Origin of the sequence: Haloarcula pellucida, from assembly GCF_014647235.1 — an archaeon.
GTDB lineage: Archaea > Halobacteriota > Halobacteria > Halobacteriales > Haloarculaceae > Haloarcula > Haloarcula pellucida.
In genome coordinates this window covers 252106-269486 of sequence record NZ_BMOU01000004.1, presented here as the reverse complement: position 1 = coordinate 269486, position 17381 = coordinate 252106, and the positions used below count along the sequence as shown (strand labels likewise).

Annotated in this window: 18 protein-coding genes; 9 read left to right on the top strand and 9 right to left on the bottom strand. The window is 64.9% G+C overall.

Annotated features, from left to right (window positions below; all coding sequences use genetic code 11):
• Positions 1-4 precede the first annotated feature (4 nt).
• The 3 genes from IEY28_RS13425 to IEY28_RS13415 form a co-directional block, all read right to left on the bottom strand.
• Entirely contained in the window at positions 5-1642 is a 1638-nt protein-coding gene (locus IEY28_RS13425; protein WP_188998553.1) for a GTPBP1 family GTP-binding protein, read from the bottom strand.
• Between the two features lie 263 nt (positions 1643-1905).
• Entirely contained in the window at positions 1906-2586 is a 681-nt protein-coding gene (locus IEY28_RS13420) for a phosphoglycolate phosphatase (RefSeq protein WP_188998550.1), read from the bottom strand.
• A gap of 120 nt (positions 2587-2706) precedes the next feature.
• Positions 2707-3261 (bottom strand): J domain-containing protein, encoded by a 555-nt coding sequence (locus IEY28_RS13415; RefSeq protein WP_166971514.1) that lies wholly within the window; start codon positions 3259-3261, stop codon positions 2707-2709.
• An 84-nt stretch (positions 3262-3345) separates the two neighbouring features.
• Here IEY28_RS13415 and IEY28_RS13410 point away from each other — a divergent pair, with 84 nt between their 5' ends.
• Entirely contained in the window at positions 3346-3546 is a 201-nt protein-coding gene (locus IEY28_RS13410) for a hypothetical protein (protein WP_166971512.1), read from the top strand.
• A gap of 1 nt (position 3547) precedes the next feature.
• On the opposite strand, the gene pyrF is transcribed toward IEY28_RS13410, so the two are convergent.
• Positions 3548-4423: an orotidine-5'-phosphate decarboxylase gene (pyrF, locus tag IEY28_RS13405; RefSeq protein ID WP_188998547.1), complete on the bottom strand. Its 876-nt coding sequence runs from the start codon at positions 4421-4423 to the stop codon at positions 3548-3550.
• A 123-nt stretch (positions 4424-4546) separates the two neighbouring features.
• Here pyrF and IEY28_RS13400 point away from each other — a divergent pair, with 123 nt between their 5' ends.
• Entirely contained in the window at positions 4547-5029 is a 483-nt protein-coding gene (locus IEY28_RS13400) for a hypothetical protein (RefSeq protein ID WP_188998544.1), read from the top strand.
• On the opposite strand, the gene IEY28_RS13395 is transcribed toward IEY28_RS13400, so the two are convergent.
• Positions 5030-5383: a DUF7993 family protein gene (locus IEY28_RS13395; RefSeq protein ID WP_188998541.1), complete on the bottom strand. Its 354-nt coding sequence runs from the start codon at positions 5381-5383 to the stop codon at positions 5030-5032.
• Complete coding sequence (locus tag IEY28_RS13390) at positions 5383-5823, bottom strand: DUF2240 family protein (protein ID WP_188998538.1); 441 nt, start codon at positions 5821-5823, stop codon at positions 5383-5385. The genes IEY28_RS13395 and IEY28_RS13390 overlap by 1 nt, the downstream gene beginning before the upstream one ends.
• Positions 5824-6071: 248 nt before the next feature.
• Between IEY28_RS13390 and IEY28_RS13385 the strand changes: the two genes are divergently transcribed.
• The 3 genes from IEY28_RS13385 to ppk1 all read left to right on the top strand — a co-directional run bounded on the left by IEY28_RS13385 (position 6072) and on the right by ppk1 (position 9951).
• A complete protein-coding gene (locus IEY28_RS13385) occupies positions 6072-6443 on the top strand; it encodes a 30S ribosomal protein S8e (protein WP_188998534.1) in 372 nt (123 codons plus the stop codon).
• Between the two features lie 344 nt (positions 6444-6787).
• Positions 6788-7498 (top strand): metallophosphoesterase family protein, encoded by a 711-nt coding sequence (locus IEY28_RS13380; RefSeq protein WP_188998531.1) that lies wholly within the window; start codon positions 6788-6790, stop codon positions 7496-7498.
• The gene (ppk1, locus tag IEY28_RS13375; RefSeq protein WP_188998527.1) at positions 7495-9951 is read left to right on the top strand and encodes a polyphosphate kinase 1; all 2457 of its coding nucleotides are present in this window, start codon (positions 7495-7497) and stop codon (positions 9949-9951) included. The genes IEY28_RS13380 and ppk1 overlap by 4 nt, the downstream gene beginning before the upstream one ends.
• Here the strand turns inward: ppk1 and IEY28_RS13370 are convergent.
• On the bottom strand, positions 9948-10946 hold the full coding sequence (locus IEY28_RS13370) for a phosphate uptake regulator PhoU (protein ID WP_166971495.1): 999 nt from the start codon (positions 10944-10946) through the stop codon (positions 9948-9950). The two genes, ppk1 and IEY28_RS13370, sit on opposite strands and share 4 nt — an antisense overlap.
• Positions 10947-11254: 308 nt before the next feature.
• Between IEY28_RS13370 and IEY28_RS13365 the strand changes: the two genes are divergently transcribed.
• The 4 genes from IEY28_RS13365 (at position 11255) to pstB (ending at position 15914) form a co-directional block, all read left to right on the top strand.
• Complete coding sequence (locus tag IEY28_RS13365) at positions 11255-12280, top strand: phosphate ABC transporter substrate-binding protein PstS family protein (protein WP_396275527.1); 1026 nt, start codon at positions 11255-11257, stop codon at positions 12278-12280.
• Between the two features lie 92 nt (positions 12281-12372).
• The gene (pstC, locus tag IEY28_RS13360; RefSeq protein ID WP_188998521.1) at positions 12373-13380 is read left to right on the top strand and encodes a phosphate ABC transporter permease subunit PstC; all 1008 of its coding nucleotides are present in this window, start codon (positions 12373-12375) and stop codon (positions 13378-13380) included.
• Positions 13381-15033: a phosphate ABC transporter permease PstA gene (gene pstA / locus IEY28_RS13355; RefSeq protein WP_188998518.1), complete on the top strand. Its 1653-nt coding sequence runs from the start codon at positions 13381-13383 to the stop codon at positions 15031-15033. It begins immediately after the preceding gene.
• Complete coding sequence (gene pstB / locus IEY28_RS13350; protein WP_188998515.1) at positions 15033-15914, top strand: phosphate ABC transporter ATP-binding protein PstB; 882 nt, start codon at positions 15033-15035, stop codon at positions 15912-15914. The genes pstA and pstB overlap by 1 nt, the downstream gene beginning before the upstream one ends.
• A 24-nt stretch (positions 15915-15938) precedes the next feature.
• Here the strand turns inward: pstB and IEY28_RS13345 are convergent, their stop codons facing one another.
• Together IEY28_RS13345 and IEY28_RS13340 are read right to left on the bottom strand one after the other, a co-directional pair.
• Positions 15939-16784, bottom strand: coding sequence for a TatD family hydrolase (locus IEY28_RS13345; RefSeq protein WP_188998512.1), 846 nt, complete (start codon positions 16782-16784; stop codon positions 15939-15941).
• A 36-nt stretch (positions 16785-16820) separates the two neighbouring features.
• Positions 16821-17285 carry an NYN domain-containing protein gene (locus tag IEY28_RS13340; RefSeq protein ID WP_166971483.1) on the bottom strand — a complete coding sequence of 155 codons (465 nt, stop codon included), beginning with the start codon at positions 17283-17285 and terminating at the stop codon, positions 16821-16823.
• Positions 17286-17381: the final 96 nt, after the last annotated feature.

Sequence of the window (17381 nt, the reverse complement as noted above, 5' to 3'; positions counted from 1 at the left end):
GGAGTCAGTCTGTGACGATATCGGTGACGGTGCCGACGCCTTTCGACCGCCCTTCGCGGAAGACGAACTTCTGGCCCTCCTCGACGAGGTACGACCGGAACTTGAACTCGACGGTGGTCTCGCCGGCGTCGCCGGGGAGGAGTTGGCCGTCTTCAGGGTGGAACGCCGCCGCTTCACTGACCGTTTCGAGGTGGACGACCGGTTCGTAGCCGTCGCCGATGCGTGTCGGGTGGTTCAGCACCATCACTTCGGCCTCGAACTCGCGGACGGGCGTCGGGTCGGCGTCCCGCGGGAGTAAAACCATCCCGCGTTCGATGTCCGCCTCGCGGACGCCTTTGAGTGCGATACCGACGATGCGGCCCGCTTTGGCCTCGTCGACCCGGTAGTAGTGCATCTCGATGGATCGGACTTCTACCTCGCGGAAGGTCCCGTCCTGCATCGGTCCTAACAGGAGTTCGTCGCCGGCTTCGACCTCGCCGGACTTGATCGTGCCCGACGCGACGGCGCCGACGCCCTGTACGTTGTACGTGCGGTCGACGTACATCCGGAACTCACCGACTTCGCCGGCCGTCTTCGGGAGCGCCTCGAACATCGCGTCGAGGGCGTCGAGGCCCGCCTGTGTGACGGCACTCGTCGTCACGACTGGGACGACGGTCTCGGATATCTCCTCGATAGCGGCCTCGATGCCGTGGCGCTCGACCCGGAGTGGCGTCTTGTCGACATCGCGGAGCGCTCGCTCGACGCTTCGCTCGACCTCGGTCACTCGTTCGTCGGGGACGAGGTCGACCTTGGTGATGGCGACGATAGTCGGGAGGTCAGTCGCCAGCAAGATGCCTAGGTGCTCCCGGGTCGTGTCGGTCACGCCGTCGTCTGCCGCGACGGTAAGCAGGCCATAATCGAGTTTCTGGCCGACCAGTCCGCGGATCGTCGTCCGGAGCCACGGTTCGTGGCCGACCGTGTCGACGAACGACACCAGTCGGTCGGACTCCTCTACGACGCGTGCGCGGTCACTTTTCCGATGTGGGTTGTCCATCCGGACCGGTCCGTCCTCGTCGAAGCCGTAGACGCCATAGGAGAGGTCCGCCGAGAGGCCGCGTTCGACCTCGTGGGGCTGGACGTCGAGGAAGCCGCGCGTGTTACCCTCGCCGTCGTCGGCCTCGCCGGTGACGAGCGACCCGACGAGCGTGGACTTGCCGTGGTCGACGTGACCGGCGGTCCCGACGACGATGTGGTCGTCGTCTTCGAGAACGGCGCCCTCTCTGACGGTGGCGACCCCGACGATGCCTTCTGGCCCGTCACCACCGCCTGCCGAGTTCGTCTCCGGGACGCCGTCTGTGCCCCACGTCTGGACGTCTTCGATGTGGGCACCGGCCTCCTCGGCCAGTAGGCTCAACACGTCCATCGACTCAGAGAACTCCTCGGGAGCGATCCCGGCGAGGCCGCCGTCGTCGGTGACGCCGACGACGTAGGTCGCTTCACCGTCGCCCGAGAGGACGCGGTGGCGAAGTTGCGCAGTCAGGGATTCGAGCCGGCCCTCCGAGAGGTGCAGATCCTCTGTGAGCCGTTCTTTGAACTCGACGCTGCCGCCCTCCTGTTCGCCGCGCTCCAGCGCGCGCCGGAGGACAGCCCGGTCGGGGCTCATGCGAGTCCGTAACGGAGGACGAGATAAAAGCCTTCCCCGGGTTTGGGGCCGCTTACCGGTGTTTTGGCGGGTGAATGGGTCTGTCTCTCACAATAGTTTCGCCCGAGGATTTATGTACGTGTACGGAACGATGCCCGGGCCGTGCCCAGACTCGCCGCACGGAACTCGCGGGCGCGCGACACCCACTCGTGCGGACGGTAGCGGGGGACTCCCGTGACGACTCCGACGATTTCCGGGTGTCGCCAGTTCGCCCCTGAAGGCCGCTACGGGCGGTACGGAGCGACGGCTTCGAGAAACCCGTCGGCGTACCGGGCTTCGGTCACCCGGTCGGCGCGCGCCTTCGCCGTCTCGTCAGCGTTGGCCACGGCGATGGCCTCCCCGGCCACGTCGAACGCCTCGGCGTCGTTCTCGGAGTCGCCGACGGCGAGGAACGACGACGGGTCCATCTCCAGTTCCGCACAGATGGCCGCCAGTCCCGTCCCCTTGTCCACGCTCGGGTCGGTGACGTGATACGCGAATCCGGTGTCGAGGACGACGAGGCCGAACTCCTCGGCCACCCGTTCCAGTGGCTCGAGCGGTTGGTTCAGACTGACGACGATCTCCGTCTCGCGCCAGCGGTTCGCCAGATCGACGGCCCCGAAGCCGAGTTCGTGTCCCAGTTCGCGGTAGGCTTCCGCGACGGCGAGACTCGCCTCGTGGTCGCCGCGCAACTGGAGTTCGTCGGTCGCCTCGACGAACACCACGCCGCCGTTCTCCGCGACGACGGTGCGTTCGATGCCGAGGAACTCACAGAGCGCGATGGGGAACGGCATCGCCTTCCCGGTGGCGATAACGACGGTTTCGGGCCACTCGCGTAACACGGGGAACACGCGCGGGTCGATGGCGCGTGACTCGTCGGTGAGCGTCCCGTCGATGTCGACGAGCAACGGCGGCGTCTCGGACATACGCCAACTGACGCCCGAGGCGGTTTGGCCGTTGCGATTACACGGGTTGGCGTCGGTCACGACCGGTGGGTCCCCCGACCGGTTCGGCGAACCGCCGGGACACAGTTACAACCACCCGTATCAGTCGTCGGTCAGCCTCTCGTAGGCGGCTTTGACCCGTTTAAACTCGGCCTCGCTCCCGGTGTCTGTGTCGGGATGGACCTCTTTGACACGTTCTCGGTAGGCCTGCTTGACCGCTTGCTCGTCCGCGCTGGGGTCTAGTCCGAGGCGGTCGTAGGCCTCCGACGGACTGGGGCCGCTCGACTGGCGGACGCGACGGTGCTGGCGTTGCTGGGTCCGCTGTCGACGCTGCTGCTGTCGGGCCTGCTGAGCGCGTCGACCGAATCCGTCTGCACGTCGGCCGTCCCTCGGCGGGGTCCACTCCTCGCGCGGCCCGGCACCGAACCCGCCTCGACGACTCCCGCGGGACTGTGTGGCAGCGCGCCGTTCGACTCGTTCGTAGAGGTTAGCGGCCATCTTGCCGCTTAGATGGTAGTACATGACGTACGTGGAGACAGCGAACATCAGGGCCAGAAAGAGCACGGCCGGGTTCACCAGTATCCCCACCACCGTCAGCACCGCTGTCAGTACCGCGAACACCGCGGCGACGCCCGTGATGAGCCGGTCGTACTGCACGAATCGTGGTTCGGTCCACAGGACTGTAAGCGTCTCGCCTGTCGCCCCCAAGCGTTCAAGACTCCGAGCGTGCTAGAGTGTAGCATGAGCGTCTCCGGGCTCTGTGACCTGTGTGACCGGCCCGACGTCGACCACGGCTGTGACCGTTGTGGCCGACTCGTCTGTGACCGCCACTGGGACGAGACTACAGGACTGTGCGTCGAGTGTAGCGTCGAGGCCGGAAAACCGGGCGAGCGAACCGACCCCGAGAACCTGCCGGACGGCGTCGACACCTACCGGTTCTGAGCTACCGGTACTGGTTGAGTTGGGCCTTGAGTCGCTTCGCCGACTGGCCAGCCGCTTCGAAGAACTGCTCGGGCGACCCGCGGCCGGCGGCGTCTCCCGGCCCCGTCGCTCGACTGTCCGAGGCGCGTCGCGCCTCGCTATCTTCGCCGGCGAAGATGATACCCCGCGAGGAGTTCACGAGGCCGACGCCGTCGGCCAGTCCGTACTCCACGGCGGCCTCGGCGTCGCCGCCCTGCGCACCGACACCGGGGACGAGAAACGGGATGTCGGGGACGAGTTCACGTATCTCCTCGAGTTCTTCCGGTGCGGTAGCGCCGACGACGAGGCCGACGTTCCCGTTGTCGTTCCAGCGGTCCGCGAGGTGGACGACGCGCTCGTACAGTTTCTCGCCGGAGGCCAGTTCGAGGTCCTGCAGGTCGGCGCCGCCGGGGTTCGAAGTGCGTCCGAGGACGAACACGCCCTTGTCCTCGTGCTGGAGGAACGGTTCCAGCGAGTCCCGGCCGAGGAACGGGTTGACCGTGATGGCGTCGGCGGCGGGACCGTGGTCCTCGTCCAGAATCGTCGCGTACTGCCGGGCCGTGTTCCCGATGTCGCCCCGTTTGGCGTCCAGCAGGACCGGGACGTCCTTGCCGTGGGCGTACGCGATGGTCTCCCGAAGCGCCCGCCAGCCGTCGGGGTCCTCGTAGAACGCCGCGTTGGGTTTGTAGCAGGCGGCGTGTTCGTGGGTCGCGTCGATGATTCGGCGGTTGAACTGCCAGCGCGGCAGGTCGGCGTCCTGTACCGCCTCGGGCAGGCGGTCCGGGTCCGGGTCCAGTCCCACCGAGACGACGCTATCCGCGGCCACGATGCGGTCGTGGAGGCGGTCGAAGAAGTGCATAGGTACCGCGCCGACGGCGACGGATACAAGCGTTTCCCTCTGCCGCCGCGACCGGCGTCTTCTAAAATCAACGTTGAGAATCAGACCCCGCGTCTATTTCATACCGGACGTGGAACGGTAGCTATGGATCGATCCCTCGATGTCGGGCACGTCGCGGAGACGCTCCCGAACCTGTGGCAGGCACTCGAGGACCCCCGGTTACGGCCGTTCGGACTCGTCGGCGGCGTCGGACTGCTCGCCGTCGGTGCGGTGCTCTCTCTGGCACCGACCTCTGGTACGTCTGCGTTCTGGTCGAACGCGGTCGCTGCCACGCTCGTCTTCGTCGGGGTCCCGCTCTTCTGCCTCGGCCTCGCAGCACGGGAACCCGCGTCGGACTCGTGGTTTCACATCGGTGTCGACCTCTCGACTAAACAACGCCAAGCCGTCGCTATCGGCACGTTCTGTATCACGCTCGCTCCGATAGTGATGGTTCTTGGCTCGCCACTCGGACTCAAGACCGTGGTGCTCGCGACGGCGGCGACGATGACCTTCGTCGGGTCGGCGCTGATACTCACCGGGTTCGTCGCGTGGACGGCCGAAACGCTGGCAGAACCGGGGTCGAACTGACTACCCGAGTCGGTCGGCGAGGACGTCGACGAGCGCTTTGACTGCGGCGCCGCTGTGTGCGACGACGACGGCCCCGTCGTCCGCTGCTTCGACCGTGACGTCCTCGCGGCCTACGTCGACGGTCACTGGTTCGGTCAGCGTCAGGCGTGCCGTCTCGGGCGTGACGTGGACCTCGCCCAGGCGAGTTCCGTCGGCCTCGACCCCGAAGGCGAAGGCACCACCCGGTGTCGGGTCCACGTCCGGGTCGGCGTCGACCACCGACAGCGTCCCGAGCGCACCCCGTTCCAGTCCGGTCACCTCCGAGGCGAGCAACTGGCCGATGCGTTTCCCGTCGGTGATGCGATCGTCGACCATCAGATTTCCTCCCGCGCCTCCGCGGCGATGCTCTCTACGGTGACGCCCTCGCTGCGGGCGTAGACGACCGCCGCGGCCTCCAGCGTCACGCCGAGGGTCGACTGCAGCGAGTTGATCCCGGCGACGGCCGTCTGCTTTTCGACGCCGCTCTCGACGACGGCGTCTAACACTCGTTCGAACGTCGAGCGTGACTGGAGGACCGCTTCCCCCGGGGCGAAGCCGTCCGGAATCTCGACGTTGCCGGCGTCGAACGTGACGACGAGGGCGTCGTCCGCGCGTTCGACGAGGCCCTCGCTCGCCGCGACGTCGACCAGCGACTTCGCCTGATCCGGCGAGAACCAGTTCCGGTCGAGCGACAGGGCGACGACGAACTCACTCTCGGCCATCCGGTCGGTCCCCCGCTGACGGAACGGCGCGGCCACGGCCGTCTTCAGACTCATCGTTCGGGTAACCGTCTCGCCCCCGGGTAACGATTACGATCACTGCTCTCTCACCCTATAGTAACAATTGAAACGATTCACACACCGACCGCACCGCCGTCGTGCGGTCGGGTGTGCATTGATTTTCAATGGCTACGATAGACGGCCGTTGGCCCAGCGCCGATGCGGACTCAGAACGCCCGTCATACAGCTACACACCCCGGCCGGTCATCGAACGGTTCAAGTAGCCGCTGGTTTATGAATCGGGTATGAAAGACCAGGGACGCTCCCCTCGCAAGCGCACAGGCGGTCGACGACGCCCGAACCACAAGAAGAAAAAGCACGAACTCGGCCGTGAGCCGACCGAGACGCAGGTCGGCGACCAGAAACTGAAGGTCGTCGACTCCCGCGGCAACACGCAGAAGGTCCGTGCGGTCACGACCGACGTCGCGAGCGTCGCCGACGGCGCCGAGACCATCGAGGCGACCATCGAGAACGTCGTCGAGAACCCGTCGAACCCGAACTACGCCCGCCGAAACATCATCACGAAGGGCGCTATCGTCGAGACCTCCGAAGGCGAGGCCCGCGTCACCTCCCGCCCCGGGCAGGACGGACAGGTCAACGCTGTTCTCGTCGAGTAACCACTCTCCGAGCATTCTACCGCATCCGACGGCCCGATACCGACTGGTACGTCAGGAGAGCCCTCGCGCTGCGAACCGTTGACGGCGGCTGGTGCAGGGCCGCCGTCGAGGTGACGTGCTCGAATCGACTGACGAAGTAGTGGCTGGTTGGGTGCCAACAGCACGTCACCGAGAACTACACAATCGGTCATGATAAAGAGCTAGGGCGGGTACCACGCGGTCACAGCGAGTGCTGCCGTGGACACGGTAGTGGTACGTACCGGTATATACCGCTATTATAAAGCATCTAACTGGGATCCACCGTCCTGACTGGTAAGGCCAACCCAAGCGGTGGCTACTCGCACATGGTACTGCAACCGACACTGAACCCGACCATCGACGCCTCGCATCGACGCATCGACAGCGGCCAGTGGGACGACATCTACGTCGTCGGCGACGTCCACGGCTGTCGAGGAACGCTGGAGCAGTTGCTCGACGAACTCGACCCGGATCACGACGACCTCGTCGTCTTCGTCGGTGACCTCGTCAGGAAGGGACCGGACAGCAAGGGCGTCCTCGATATCGTCCGCGACCGTCCGAACCTCGTCAGCGTTCGGGGCAACAACGAGCAGAAACTCGTCGACGGTCGCAAGACCATCGACGCGCTCACCGACGACGACGTGGCGTACGTCGAGTCGATGCCTGCGGCCGTCTCGTGGGACGACACACTCGTGGTCCACGGCGGCGTCGACCACCGGAAACCGCTGGTCGAACACTCCCTGACCGAACTGCTGAACAACCGCTCGCTCGTTCCCGACGCGAGTTACGAGCGACCGTACTGGTTCGAGACGCGGCGGGAGACCCCGCGCGTGTTCTTCGGCCACACCGTCCTCGCCGATCCGTTCGTCAGCGACTACGCCGTCGGACTCGACACCGGGTGCGTCTACGGCGGGCAGTTGACCGCATACGACTACCGCGCCGACGAACTGATCTCGGTCGACCCGCCGGAGACGTACGTCTCGCGCTCGTCTGACAGCATCGTGGAGCCACGACTTGCGTCGCCGACAGATCAATGACAGCGGAGGAAACTCTCGACATCTCGCCGTACGAGCCAGCTAGCGTCGATCTCTCGGACCCGGACCTGTACCTCAATCGCGAACTGAGCGAACTCGCCTTCCAGCGCCGGGTGCTCCACGAGGCCCTCGACGACCGGAACCCGCTCTTAGAGCGAGTTCGGTTTCTCTCTATCGTCACCCGGAATCTGGACGAGTTCGTCATGAAGCGCATCGGCGGCCTGAAACAACAGGTGGAGGCGGGCGTCACCGAGCGAACGGCCGACGGACGGACTCCGAAAGAACAGTGGGCGGAAGCCCACGAAACGCTCGGGCCGATGCTCACCAAACAGGCCAACTGCTACAGCGAGATGCTCCGCCCGGCGCTCGCCGAGGCGGGTATCGACGTCCTCGACTACGACGACCTGAACGCGGCCGAACGCACGGAGATGCGTGAGTACTTCGAGGAGTCCGTCCTGCCGACGCTGACGCCGCTCTCGTTCGACCCTGCCCACCCGTTCCCGTTCATCTCGAACCGGTCGCTCTCGCTCGCGGTGTTGACCCGACGACCCGACAGCGACGACCCGACGTTCACTCGCATCAAGATCCCGCCGAACCGGCCCCGACTCGTCCAGCTCGGCGACGACTCGCGGTACGTTCTCGTCGAGGACGTGGTTCGGCACAATCTCGACCTCCTCCTCCCGAACGTCGATATCGTGGACACGGCGCTGTTCCGCCTGACCCGTAACGCCGAGGTCCGGCGCAACGAGGAGGTCGCAGAGGACCTCATCGACATGATAGAGGAGGTGCTCGAACAGCGCCGCTTCGCCAGCGTCGTCAGGATGGAGATAGAGAGCAACGCGCACCCGCGTATCCGCGCGACCCTACGGAACCAACTCGACCTCGACGAGCGCGAGATATACGACCTCGACGGACCGCTCGACTACCGGGAGTTCGCGTCGCTGACGGACCTCGAACGACCGGCCCTCAAACTGGAGTCGTGGACGCCACAGCCACACCCACGGCTTCGGGACCGCCGACCCGCGGCCTTCGAACGCGACGAACACGACCACCACCAGAGCGTCTTCGACGACATCGACGAGGGCGACATCCTGTTGCACCACCCGTACCACGATTTCGGGGACACCGTCCAGCGGTTCCTGAGCGAAGCCGCCAACGACCCCGACGTCCTCGCGGTGAAGGCGGCGATCTACCGGACCGCGAGCGACTCGCAGATCATCCAGTCGCTCATCGAGGCCGCCAAGAACGGCAAGCAGGTGGCCGTGATGGTCGAACTGAAGGCCCGCTTCGACGAGCAGAACAACCTCGAATGGGTCCGTAGACTAGAGGAAAACGGTATCCACGTGGCCTACGGCACCATCGGGCTGAAGACCCACACGAAGACGGCGCTGGTGGTCCGCGACGCCGAGGACGGCGTCAACCTCTACTCCCACGTCGGGACCGGCAACTACCACTCCGAGACGGCAAAGGGGTACGTAGACCTCGGCCTGTTGACGGCCGACCGCGACGTCGGGCAGGACCTCGTCACGCTGTTCAACTTCTTCACCGGGCCGGGACTGGACGAGGAGTTCAGGAAACTACTCATCGCGCCGGTGACGATGCGACCCGAGTTCACTCGGTGCATCCGACGGGAGGCCCAACACGCACAGGCCGGTCGGCCCGCCCGCATCGTGGCGAAGGTCAACGGACTGGAAGACCCCGACATCGTCGCAGAACTGTACCGGGCGTCGATGGCGGGGGTCGACATCGACCTCATCGTCCGCGACATCTGCCGACTTCGGCCGGGACTGGAAGACGTCAGCGAGAACATCACGGTCCACTCGGTCGTGGGACGGTTCCTCGAACACTCTCGCGTCTTCTACTTCGAGAACGGCGCACGCGCCACGGACTGTGAGACGACCGGCCCGGAGTACTACATCGGGAGCGCCGACTGGATGACTCGGAACCTCGACTATCGCGTCGAGGCGGTCACGCCGGTCGAAGACCCCGCTATTCGTCGGCAGTTGCGCTTCGTACTGGCGCTCATGCTGGCGGACAACCGCAAACGCTGGACGATGAACGCCGACGGAAGCTACGACCAGCAGTATCCGAAAGACGGCGAGGCCGTCGTCAACACGCAGGAGATTCTGATGCGTGAGACGCTGAAAGCGAGTCGCCGGGAGGACGCCGAGACGGGGATACTCGCGGACTACCCGGTCGACAGCGACCTCCTCGTCCAAGCGAGTCGTGGCGAGAGCGAAAGCGCGGGGACGGCGTCCGCTGACCGGACGGACGCGCCGGTCCAGAGTTTCGATGGCGGACAGTTGCTCTCGGACCCGCTCGACCGCTATCCTGAGAAGTGGTACCGACCAGACAGCGACGTCTACGACTACGCCGTCCGGACACCGGACGGTGAGCGGCGATACCTGAAAACGAGAGACGGCGTGGCGTCGCTGCTGGAACGACTCTACGACTAGGGGCGCGGGGCTGCTTTCTGGAGCGCGCTCTCGGCGATGTTACCGCCGTAGTCGGCCGTCCGGGAGAGGGAGTCGACGACGCGGCCGAGAATCTGGGCGCTCTGTGGGTCCTGTTCTCGGACGTCGGTATCGACTTCCCGGGCCGTCTCGTCGACGCTGGGTATCTGGCTGCGTGCCTCGTTCGCCAGTTCGACGGCGTCGTCGGAACTCTCAGCGAGGAGTGCGTCCATCGCCGTCTCCGAGACGGAGGTCGCTTCCTGCTCTAGCTGTCGGAGCAACTCGGCCGTCTCGCCGGTGATCTCGCCGATCTCCTGGGACAGGCCGGCTATCTTCGTCGCGTGGTCGGCGATGCGTTCCAGTTGCCGGGCGCTGGACTGGTAGTCGAACACCGTCTCGCGGGGGAACCCGATCTCGTTGGCCGCCGTCGGGTTCCGGAGGACCGTCCGAAACACCCGAGAGACCATGTACCAGAGGCGGTCGACGTCGTCGTCGCGTTGCATCACGTCCGCTGCGAGGTCGTCGTCGTCCTCGATGAGCGCCTCGACGGCGTCCGAGAGCATCGTCAGCGAGACCAACCGCATCCGAGTGATGGCGTTGTGGACCGACAGTTCCGAGGAGTCGAGGAGGTCCTGTAACACGACGCGGTCGGACGTCTCCTCGATGACTTCCAGCCCCACGAGCCCCTGTGTCGCGTCCCGGATGATACGCCGCTGTTCGGCGGTGATACGTGGTGCTTCGAGGCGGATGACGTCGAACCCACTGACGTACATCGTCATCACCGCACGCGTGAGTTCGTGTTTGTTGTCCAGACCGCCCACGTCAAGCGTCCCCTCGACTCTGTCGTCGTCTCGCTTCGGTGCGAGCAACAACAGGTCCTCTTCGGCGTGGAACTCGACGACGCTGCCAGCGCTCACGTCGTTCTCTGTCGCCCAGTCTTTCGGGAGCGAGACGGTGTACGTCGAACCACCAGTCACCTGCACCTTGCGGGTCTCCATGTACGTCCGTATCAGCCCCCCTTTGACATAAATCCACCCCCATCTATATATCCGGAAAATATTTCACCTTCAACGGGACGAATGCCATCCTGAAGGGCTCTATAGTCGTTTTCTACCTCCGAGCGCGTTCCCACAACTGGTTTCAGAACGCCCGTCGAGAGTCGCGCGCTACCGGCAGAATTCCGCTGTTAGACGTATATTCGGCACTAATTTCGATACCCTTGACACACACCCTCAACATTTGACTATATAGATAACGTAGCAATCTATACACGTCATAGTAGAGTACTTATTTATCACTGGCCTCGATTGGGGCGATGACAGACTCACCGAACGGCGGCGTCTCGCGTCGTAGTTTTCTGGCAAGTACCGGTGCAGTCGGAGCACTCGCTCTCGCAGGCTGTACGGAAGGGCCCTCCAACGGTGGCTCCGGTGATGGCAGCGGTTCCAGCGGTGACAGCGGTTCGAGTCAGCTCTCCGGCGAGATAAACATCACGGGGAGCAGTACGGTCTACCCCATCGCGTTCGCCGTCGCGAAGAAGTTCCAGAGCGCCCACTCGGGCGTCGATATCAGCGTGAGTCCGACCGGGTCCGGCGGCGGGTTCAGCAACCACTTCTGTGTCGGCAACGCCGCGTTCAACAACGCGTCCCGGCCCATCACGAAAGAGGAAGAGCAACTCTGTAGCGACAACGGCGTCGAGTACCACGAGATTAACATCGCCACGGACGCGCTGACGGTCATCGTCAACTCGGAGAACGACTGGGTCGACTGCATGACCCCCGATCAACTGAAACAGATCTGGCGCGCCGACGGGGCTTCGACGTGGGCCGAGGTCAACAGCGACTGGCCCGACGAACCCATCAGCCGCTTCGGCGCCGCCGAGACGTCCGGGACGTTCGACTACTTCAACGAGACTATCCTCGGCGAAGAGACGAGCCACACCACGAAGTACGAGGCCACCGAGAAGGACAACCTCATCCTCCAGGGCGTCCAGAAAGACCAGTACGGCATCGGCTACTTCGGCTTCGCCTACTATCAGGGCAACAAGGACGCCGTCAAAGCGCTGGGCATCGACAACGGCGACGGCTGCGTCAAGCCGTCGCTGGAGACGGCCAAGTCCGGCAAGTACAAGCCCCTCTCGCGCTCGCTGTTCACGTATCCGAAGAAGAGCGCCCTCGCGGAGGAACACGTCGCCGAGTTCGCCCGCTACTACGTCGAGCAGAGCGCCAACTCCTCGCTCATCGCCGACGAAATCGGTTTCGTCCCGAAGACGGAGGAGGACATGCAGGCCGAACTGGACGCGCTGAACGCGGTCATCGACGAGGTCCAGTAACCGTCACATAGGCGAGTATTGAGAGACAATAGAACTATAGATACAATCCGGGTACTTTTTCCCGAGATACAGTATATGACACAACGACCACGATGAGCAACGAGGGACAGACTCCCGACCTCACAGGGGACCGGGGGTTCAGGACGGTTCGGGAGTCGACGTACAGATACGCCCTTGCCGGGTGTGCCGTGTTGTCCGTCCTGACGACCGTCAGTATCATCGCGGTGCTGGTTCTCGACGCGGCCGACTTCTTCTCGGTCGTTCCCATCGCGGAGTTCCTGACCGCGACGGAGTTCAGCGCCAGCGAACCGACGACGTTCGGGGTCCTGCCGCTGGCGCTCGGGACGATGCTCATCACCATCGGTGCGGCCGTCATCGCGCTCCCGGTCGGACTGCTGACGGCCATCTATCTCAGTGAGTACGCGACCGAACGGACGCGCTCGGTGCTGAAGCCGATGCTCGAAGTGCTGGCAGGCGTCCCGACGGTCGTCTACGGCTACTTCGCTATCGTCTACATCACGCCCGCGCTCAACGTCGTTATCGGCTGGCTGAACGGGGCACTGGGCCTCGGCTTTCCGAATCTGGGCCTGTTCAACGGGCTCTCGGCCTCGCTGGTCGTCGGTATCATGATCATCCCGATGGTCTCCTCTATCAGCGAAGACGCGATGAGTTCGGTGCCGGACTCGCTGCGACAGGCCGGCTACGGGCTCGGTGCGACGAAGTTCAACGTCTCGCTCCGCATCGTCGTCCCGGCCGCCATCTCCGGCATCGCCTCGTCGTTCATCCTCGCTATCTCGCGGGCCATCGGCGAGACCATGGCCGTGGTGCTCGCCGCCGGGTCACAGCCACCGGACATCCCGGCGGTCCAGTCGGCCTTCGGCATCCCCTACGTCGCACCGGGTGACCTCATCGGACTCTACACCGAGAGTTCCGCGACGATGACCGTCGCGATGATTAACATCGCCAGCGGGGACATCTCCGGGGGGTCGACCGCCTACAAGTCACTGTTCGCCATCGGCCTCACGCTGTTCGTCATCACGCTGGCGATGAACGTCGTGAGCGACGTCGTGGCGAGCCGCTACCGGGAGGAGTACGAGTAAATGGCGACACAAACACCGACACAGACGGAGTTCGGCGAGGTCAGCCGGCTCAAGGGCATCGCGTTCAAATACATCTCGTTCGGGGCGTCCATCGTCGGTATCCTCGCGCTGGGTGTCCTGCTCGCGTACGTGTTCTGGGACGCCTTCGGGCTGGAATCGGCTGGCACGACGTGGTACCTCTCTTACACCGCGACGCTGCTGGTGCCACTCCTCGCGTTCTTCGTGTACGCACGCACGAGGCCCGACGTCGTCGCTGGCGCCTTCGAACTGTTCAGTATGACGCTGGGCGGGGTGATGCTCACCGTCGCGACGGTCATCATCCTCTCTGTCATCGCCAGCCCGCCGGTCTGGTTCGCCTACTTCCTGACCGTCGTCGGCCCGACGCTCGGCCTGTTCGTCTACGGGCAGTACAACCGCGAGGCGACGTGGGTCGGGCTGGGGATGCTCGCCGCCGTCGTCCTCGGCCCCGTGGCCGGGACGCTTGGGTTGGGCGTCCTCAGTTCGCTCGGCGGGATGCTGGGCGCACCGGGCGTCTACTTCCTGTCGCTCGTCCTCCCCGCCGCGGGACTGGCTGCCTTCCTCGCGCACGACCGACTGGAACTCTCGAAACGACAGAGCATCGGCATCGGCGTCGGCCTCCCGGTGCTGGCTATCGTCGGCGTGCCGGTCGTCGACATGGTTCCCCAGATAGCTCGCTCGGTGTGGCTCATCGGCCTCGTGATGTTCGGCCTCCCGGTCGGGTTCGCCGCCATCGACACGGCGCGCCACCGCGAGCGCTGGGCCGCCTTCGCGTTGCCGGCCATCGCCGTTCTCGGCTTCCTGCTCGGTGAGTTCATCGTCGGCGCGCTCGGTGCGACCGAACCGACGCCGTGGCTCACGTGGCAGTACGTCACCAGCCCGCCAGCGATTCAGGCCTCGAACGCGCGAGAAGCGGGGCTGTACCCGGCCATCATCGGGTCGGTGTTCCTCATCGTGCTGGTCAGCGTGTTCACCTTCGTCTTCGGCGTCGGCACGGCCATCTATCTCGAAGAGTACGCGCCGACGAGCGGCCCGTTCTCTAGCGTCTCCCGAATCATCAAGGTCAACATCTCGAACCTCGCTGGCGTCCCGTCGGTGGTCTACGGACTGCTGGGCCTGGGTATCTTCGTCAACGTCGAAGCCAGTCTCGGTCCGGTTACCTACGGCGGGTTCGGGGTCGGGACGGTGCTCACGGCAGCGCTGACGCTCTCTCTGCTCATTCTCCCGATCGTCATCATCTCCGCGCAGGAGGCGATTCGGTCCGTGCCGGACTCGCTCCGGCAGGCCTCCTACGGAATGGGTGCGACCCGCTGGCAGACCATCCGGAACGTCGTCCTCCCTCGGTCGATTCCGGGCATCCTGACGGGGACGATTCTGGCGCTCGGCCGCGCCATCGGCGAGGCGGCACCGCTCATCATGATCGGCGTGGCGACGACGAAGTTCTCGCCGCCGTCGGGGCTGTTCAGCCAGTTGACCGCGATGCCGTTGCAGATCTACGCGTGGGCGTTCCAGCCCTCGCCTGACTTCCGGTACGGCGTCGTCGCTGCGGGCGTGGTGACCCTGCTCATCGTGATGCTGACGATGAACAGCGTGGCGATTCTCGTGCGGAACAAATACCAACAGGAGGCTCATTAATGACCACAGAGGACATGGCGACAGAGACCGAGGCACAGCACGACGAGGCAGAGGAGGAGTCGCTCATCAGTACCGATCCCGGCAAGGGCGGGTTAGACGAGAACGCCGAACGCGGCGGCGTCACGTCGGGTAAGACCGTCATCCGCTCGCGAGACCTCGACGTGTTCTACGGGGAGACGCAGGCGCTCCAGCACATCGACCTCGAAATCCCCGAGAATCAGGTGACCGCGATGATCGGCCCCTCCGGGTGTGGGAAGTCGACGTTCCTGCGGTGTATCAACCGCATGAACGACCTCATCGATATCGCCCGCGTCGAGGGAGAACTGACCTTCAAGGGCAAGAACGTCTACGACGACGACGTCGACCCGGTGGCGCTCCGCCGGCGCATCGGGATGGTGTTCCAGCACCCCAACCCCTTCCCGAAGAGCATCTACGACAACGTCGCCTACGGCCTGCGCACGCAGGACAAGACCGAAAATATGGACGAGGTCATCGAGGAGTCCCTGAAGAAGGCGGCCCTGTGGGACGAGGTCAAAGACCGCCTCGACGAATCCGCACTCGACCTCTCGGGTGGCCAGCAACAGCGACTCTGCATCGCGCGGGCCATCGCCGTCGACCCCGAAGTCGTGCTGATGGACGAACCGGCCTCGGCGCTAGACCCCATCGCCACCTCCCAAATCGAGGACCTAATCGAGGAACTCTCCGAGGAGTACACCGTCGTCATCGTCACGCACAACATGCAGCAGGCGGCCCGCATCTCCGATAAGACGGCCGTCTTCCTCACCGGCGGCGAACTCGTCGAGTTCGACGACACGGACAAGATATTCGAGAACCCCGAGAGTCAGCGCGTCGAGGACTACATCACCGGGAAGTTCGGATAACGTCCCAACCGCTTCGTTCTGTCCTCACTCGGTGAGCGTCGCTTCGGTGTCGATACCGTACACCGCACGCGGCGTCTCGACGTGTGCGGTCCGCACCGCCTCCTCGTGCCCCGCTTCTAACAGCCACCGGACGCGCCGTGGCACCGTCTTCGGCCCCAGTACTGCGCCGGGTCGGTCCGGGTCGTCGATGTAGTCCGTCTCCATGAGGAACGGGTCGCCCTCCTCGATAGCGATCTCCAGTTCGTCCTTGTCCGCGAGGACGGACTTCGTGGGGCCCTGTAACCGGCCGCCGGAGTAGTGCTTGACGACCTGTCGGCGGTCCATGCCACGTTCCTCGGCCCACTGTGCCACCTGCTCGAAGTCCTCGCCACCTTCAGTGTGCAGCTGGACCGCGAAGTCCCCGTCGGCGGCCAGTTCGAAGGCGTGACACATCACGGCGTTCGAGGCGTCCCACACGTCCTCGTCGACGTCGTAGTGGGGTCGCCCCGACTTGATGGCCAGCGCCGGGCCGTCTCTGACGTACTCCGCGGCCACGTCCAGCCCCGTCTGCATGATGTCGCGGGCCGCCGCGGGCGTGTAGCCGTCTTCGACCAACTTCGAGACGAGTGCCGGGTGGACCCCCAGCACCGGCCACGCCCGGCCGGGCAGTACCTCCGTCGCGGACTCGACGGCGCCGACAGTCAGGTCGAACGCCTCGCGGAACGTCGACTCGTCGGTCGCGGCCTCGACGAGGTGCCACGACGGTTTGTTGAGGACGAGCAGGTGGGTGCCGCCCTGTTCGGCGAACTCCTCTACGGCCTCGACGTTCCGGCCCTGCACCGGGTCCAGATGCATGTGGTTGTCGAGTACCGGCGTCTCCTCGATGTCCATATCCGGTGGTCCGGTGCCCGCACAAAAAGGCGTTCGCTATTCGACGTCGGCTTCCAGCGAGAGGGCGTCCTGGGCGGCGTTCTGGAGTGCATCGGACTTCCCGTGTTCGCCGGGTGCAAGCGCGACGGTCCGGACGTCGTTCCGGGCAGCGACCTCCAGTGCTGGTTTGAAGTCCGTATCGCGCGAGGCGACGACGAGCACGTCGATACGGTCGGCCGCGACGGCCGCCGTCGCGTCGACGGCCAGACGCACGTCCACGTCGCCGCTCGTGGTGACGACTTCGAAACCGCGGGCTTCGCCGGCCTGAATCAGCCCCGGCGAGGCGTTCTCGTCGAGGTACAGTCTGGTCGTTGCTAACGGCCCGTACGATTCTGCGATGGTCCGAACCTCGTCTAAGTCGACGTCGAACTCCGAGCGCAACACGTTCGGGCCGTCGACGTACAACCCGACGCGCGTCCGGTCGTCGGCGTCGTCACCGACGAGGCGACGAAACAAGTTCATGCGCCCTCTCGCCCGCCGCTGGGCTTATGTGTGGCGTTTCGGGTCTCGGTGGTCGTTCGAGTAATAAATCAAATACCGCTATATCGAATCGAGTGC

Bases quoted from the DNA above. Each gene is read 5' to 3' on its own strand.
- IEY28_RS13425 (WP_188998553.1), bottom strand. From the start codon at position 1,642: ATGAGCCCCGACCGGGCTGTCCTCCGGCGCGCGCTGGAGCGCGGCGAA.
- IEY28_RS13420 (WP_188998550.1), bottom strand. From the start codon at position 2,586: ATGTCCGAGACGCCGCCGTTGCTCGTCGACATCGACGGGACGCTCACC.
- IEY28_RS13410 (WP_166971512.1), top strand. From the start codon at position 3,346: ATGAGCGTCTCCGGGCTCTGTGACCTGTGTGACCGGCCCGACGTCGAC.
- pyrF (WP_188998547.1), bottom strand. From the start codon at position 4,423: ATGCACTTCTTCGACCGCCTCCACGACCGCATCGTGGCCGCGGATAGC.
- IEY28_RS13400 (WP_188998544.1), top strand. From the start codon at position 4,547: ATGGATCGATCCCTCGATGTCGGGCACGTCGCGGAGACGCTCCCGAAC.
- IEY28_RS13395 (WP_188998541.1), bottom strand. From the start codon at position 5,383: ATGGTCGACGATCGCATCACCGACGGGAAACGCATCGGCCAGTTGCTC.
- IEY28_RS13390 (WP_188998538.1), bottom strand. From the start codon at position 5,823: ATGAGTCTGAAGACGGCCGTGGCCGCGCCGTTCCGTCAGCGGGGGACC.
- IEY28_RS13385 (WP_188998534.1), top strand. From the start codon at position 6,072: ATGAAAGACCAGGGACGCTCCCCTCGCAAGCGCACAGGCGGTCGACGA.
- IEY28_RS13380 (WP_188998531.1), top strand. From the start codon at position 6,788: ATGGTACTGCAACCGACACTGAACCCGACCATCGACGCCTCGCATCGA.
- ppk1 (WP_188998527.1), top strand. From the start codon at position 7,495: ATGACAGCGGAGGAAACTCTCGACATCTCGCCGTACGAGCCAGCTAGC.
- IEY28_RS13370 (WP_166971495.1), bottom strand. From the start codon at position 10,946: ATGGAGACCCGCAAGGTGCAGGTGACTGGTGGTTCGACGTACACCGTC.
- pstC (WP_188998521.1), top strand. From the start codon at position 12,373: ATGAGCAACGAGGGACAGACTCCCGACCTCACAGGGGACCGGGGGTTC.
- pstA (WP_188998518.1), top strand. From the start codon at position 13,381: ATGGCGACACAAACACCGACACAGACGGAGTTCGGCGAGGTCAGCCGG.
- pstB (WP_188998515.1), top strand. From the start codon at position 15,033: ATGACCACAGAGGACATGGCGACAGAGACCGAGGCACAGCACGACGAG.
- IEY28_RS13345 (WP_188998512.1), bottom strand. From the start codon at position 16,784: ATGGACATCGAGGAGACGCCGGTACTCGACAACCACATGCATCTGGAC.
- IEY28_RS13340 (WP_166971483.1), bottom strand. From the start codon at position 17,285: ATGAACTTGTTTCGTCGCCTCGTCGGTGACGACGCCGACGACCGGACG.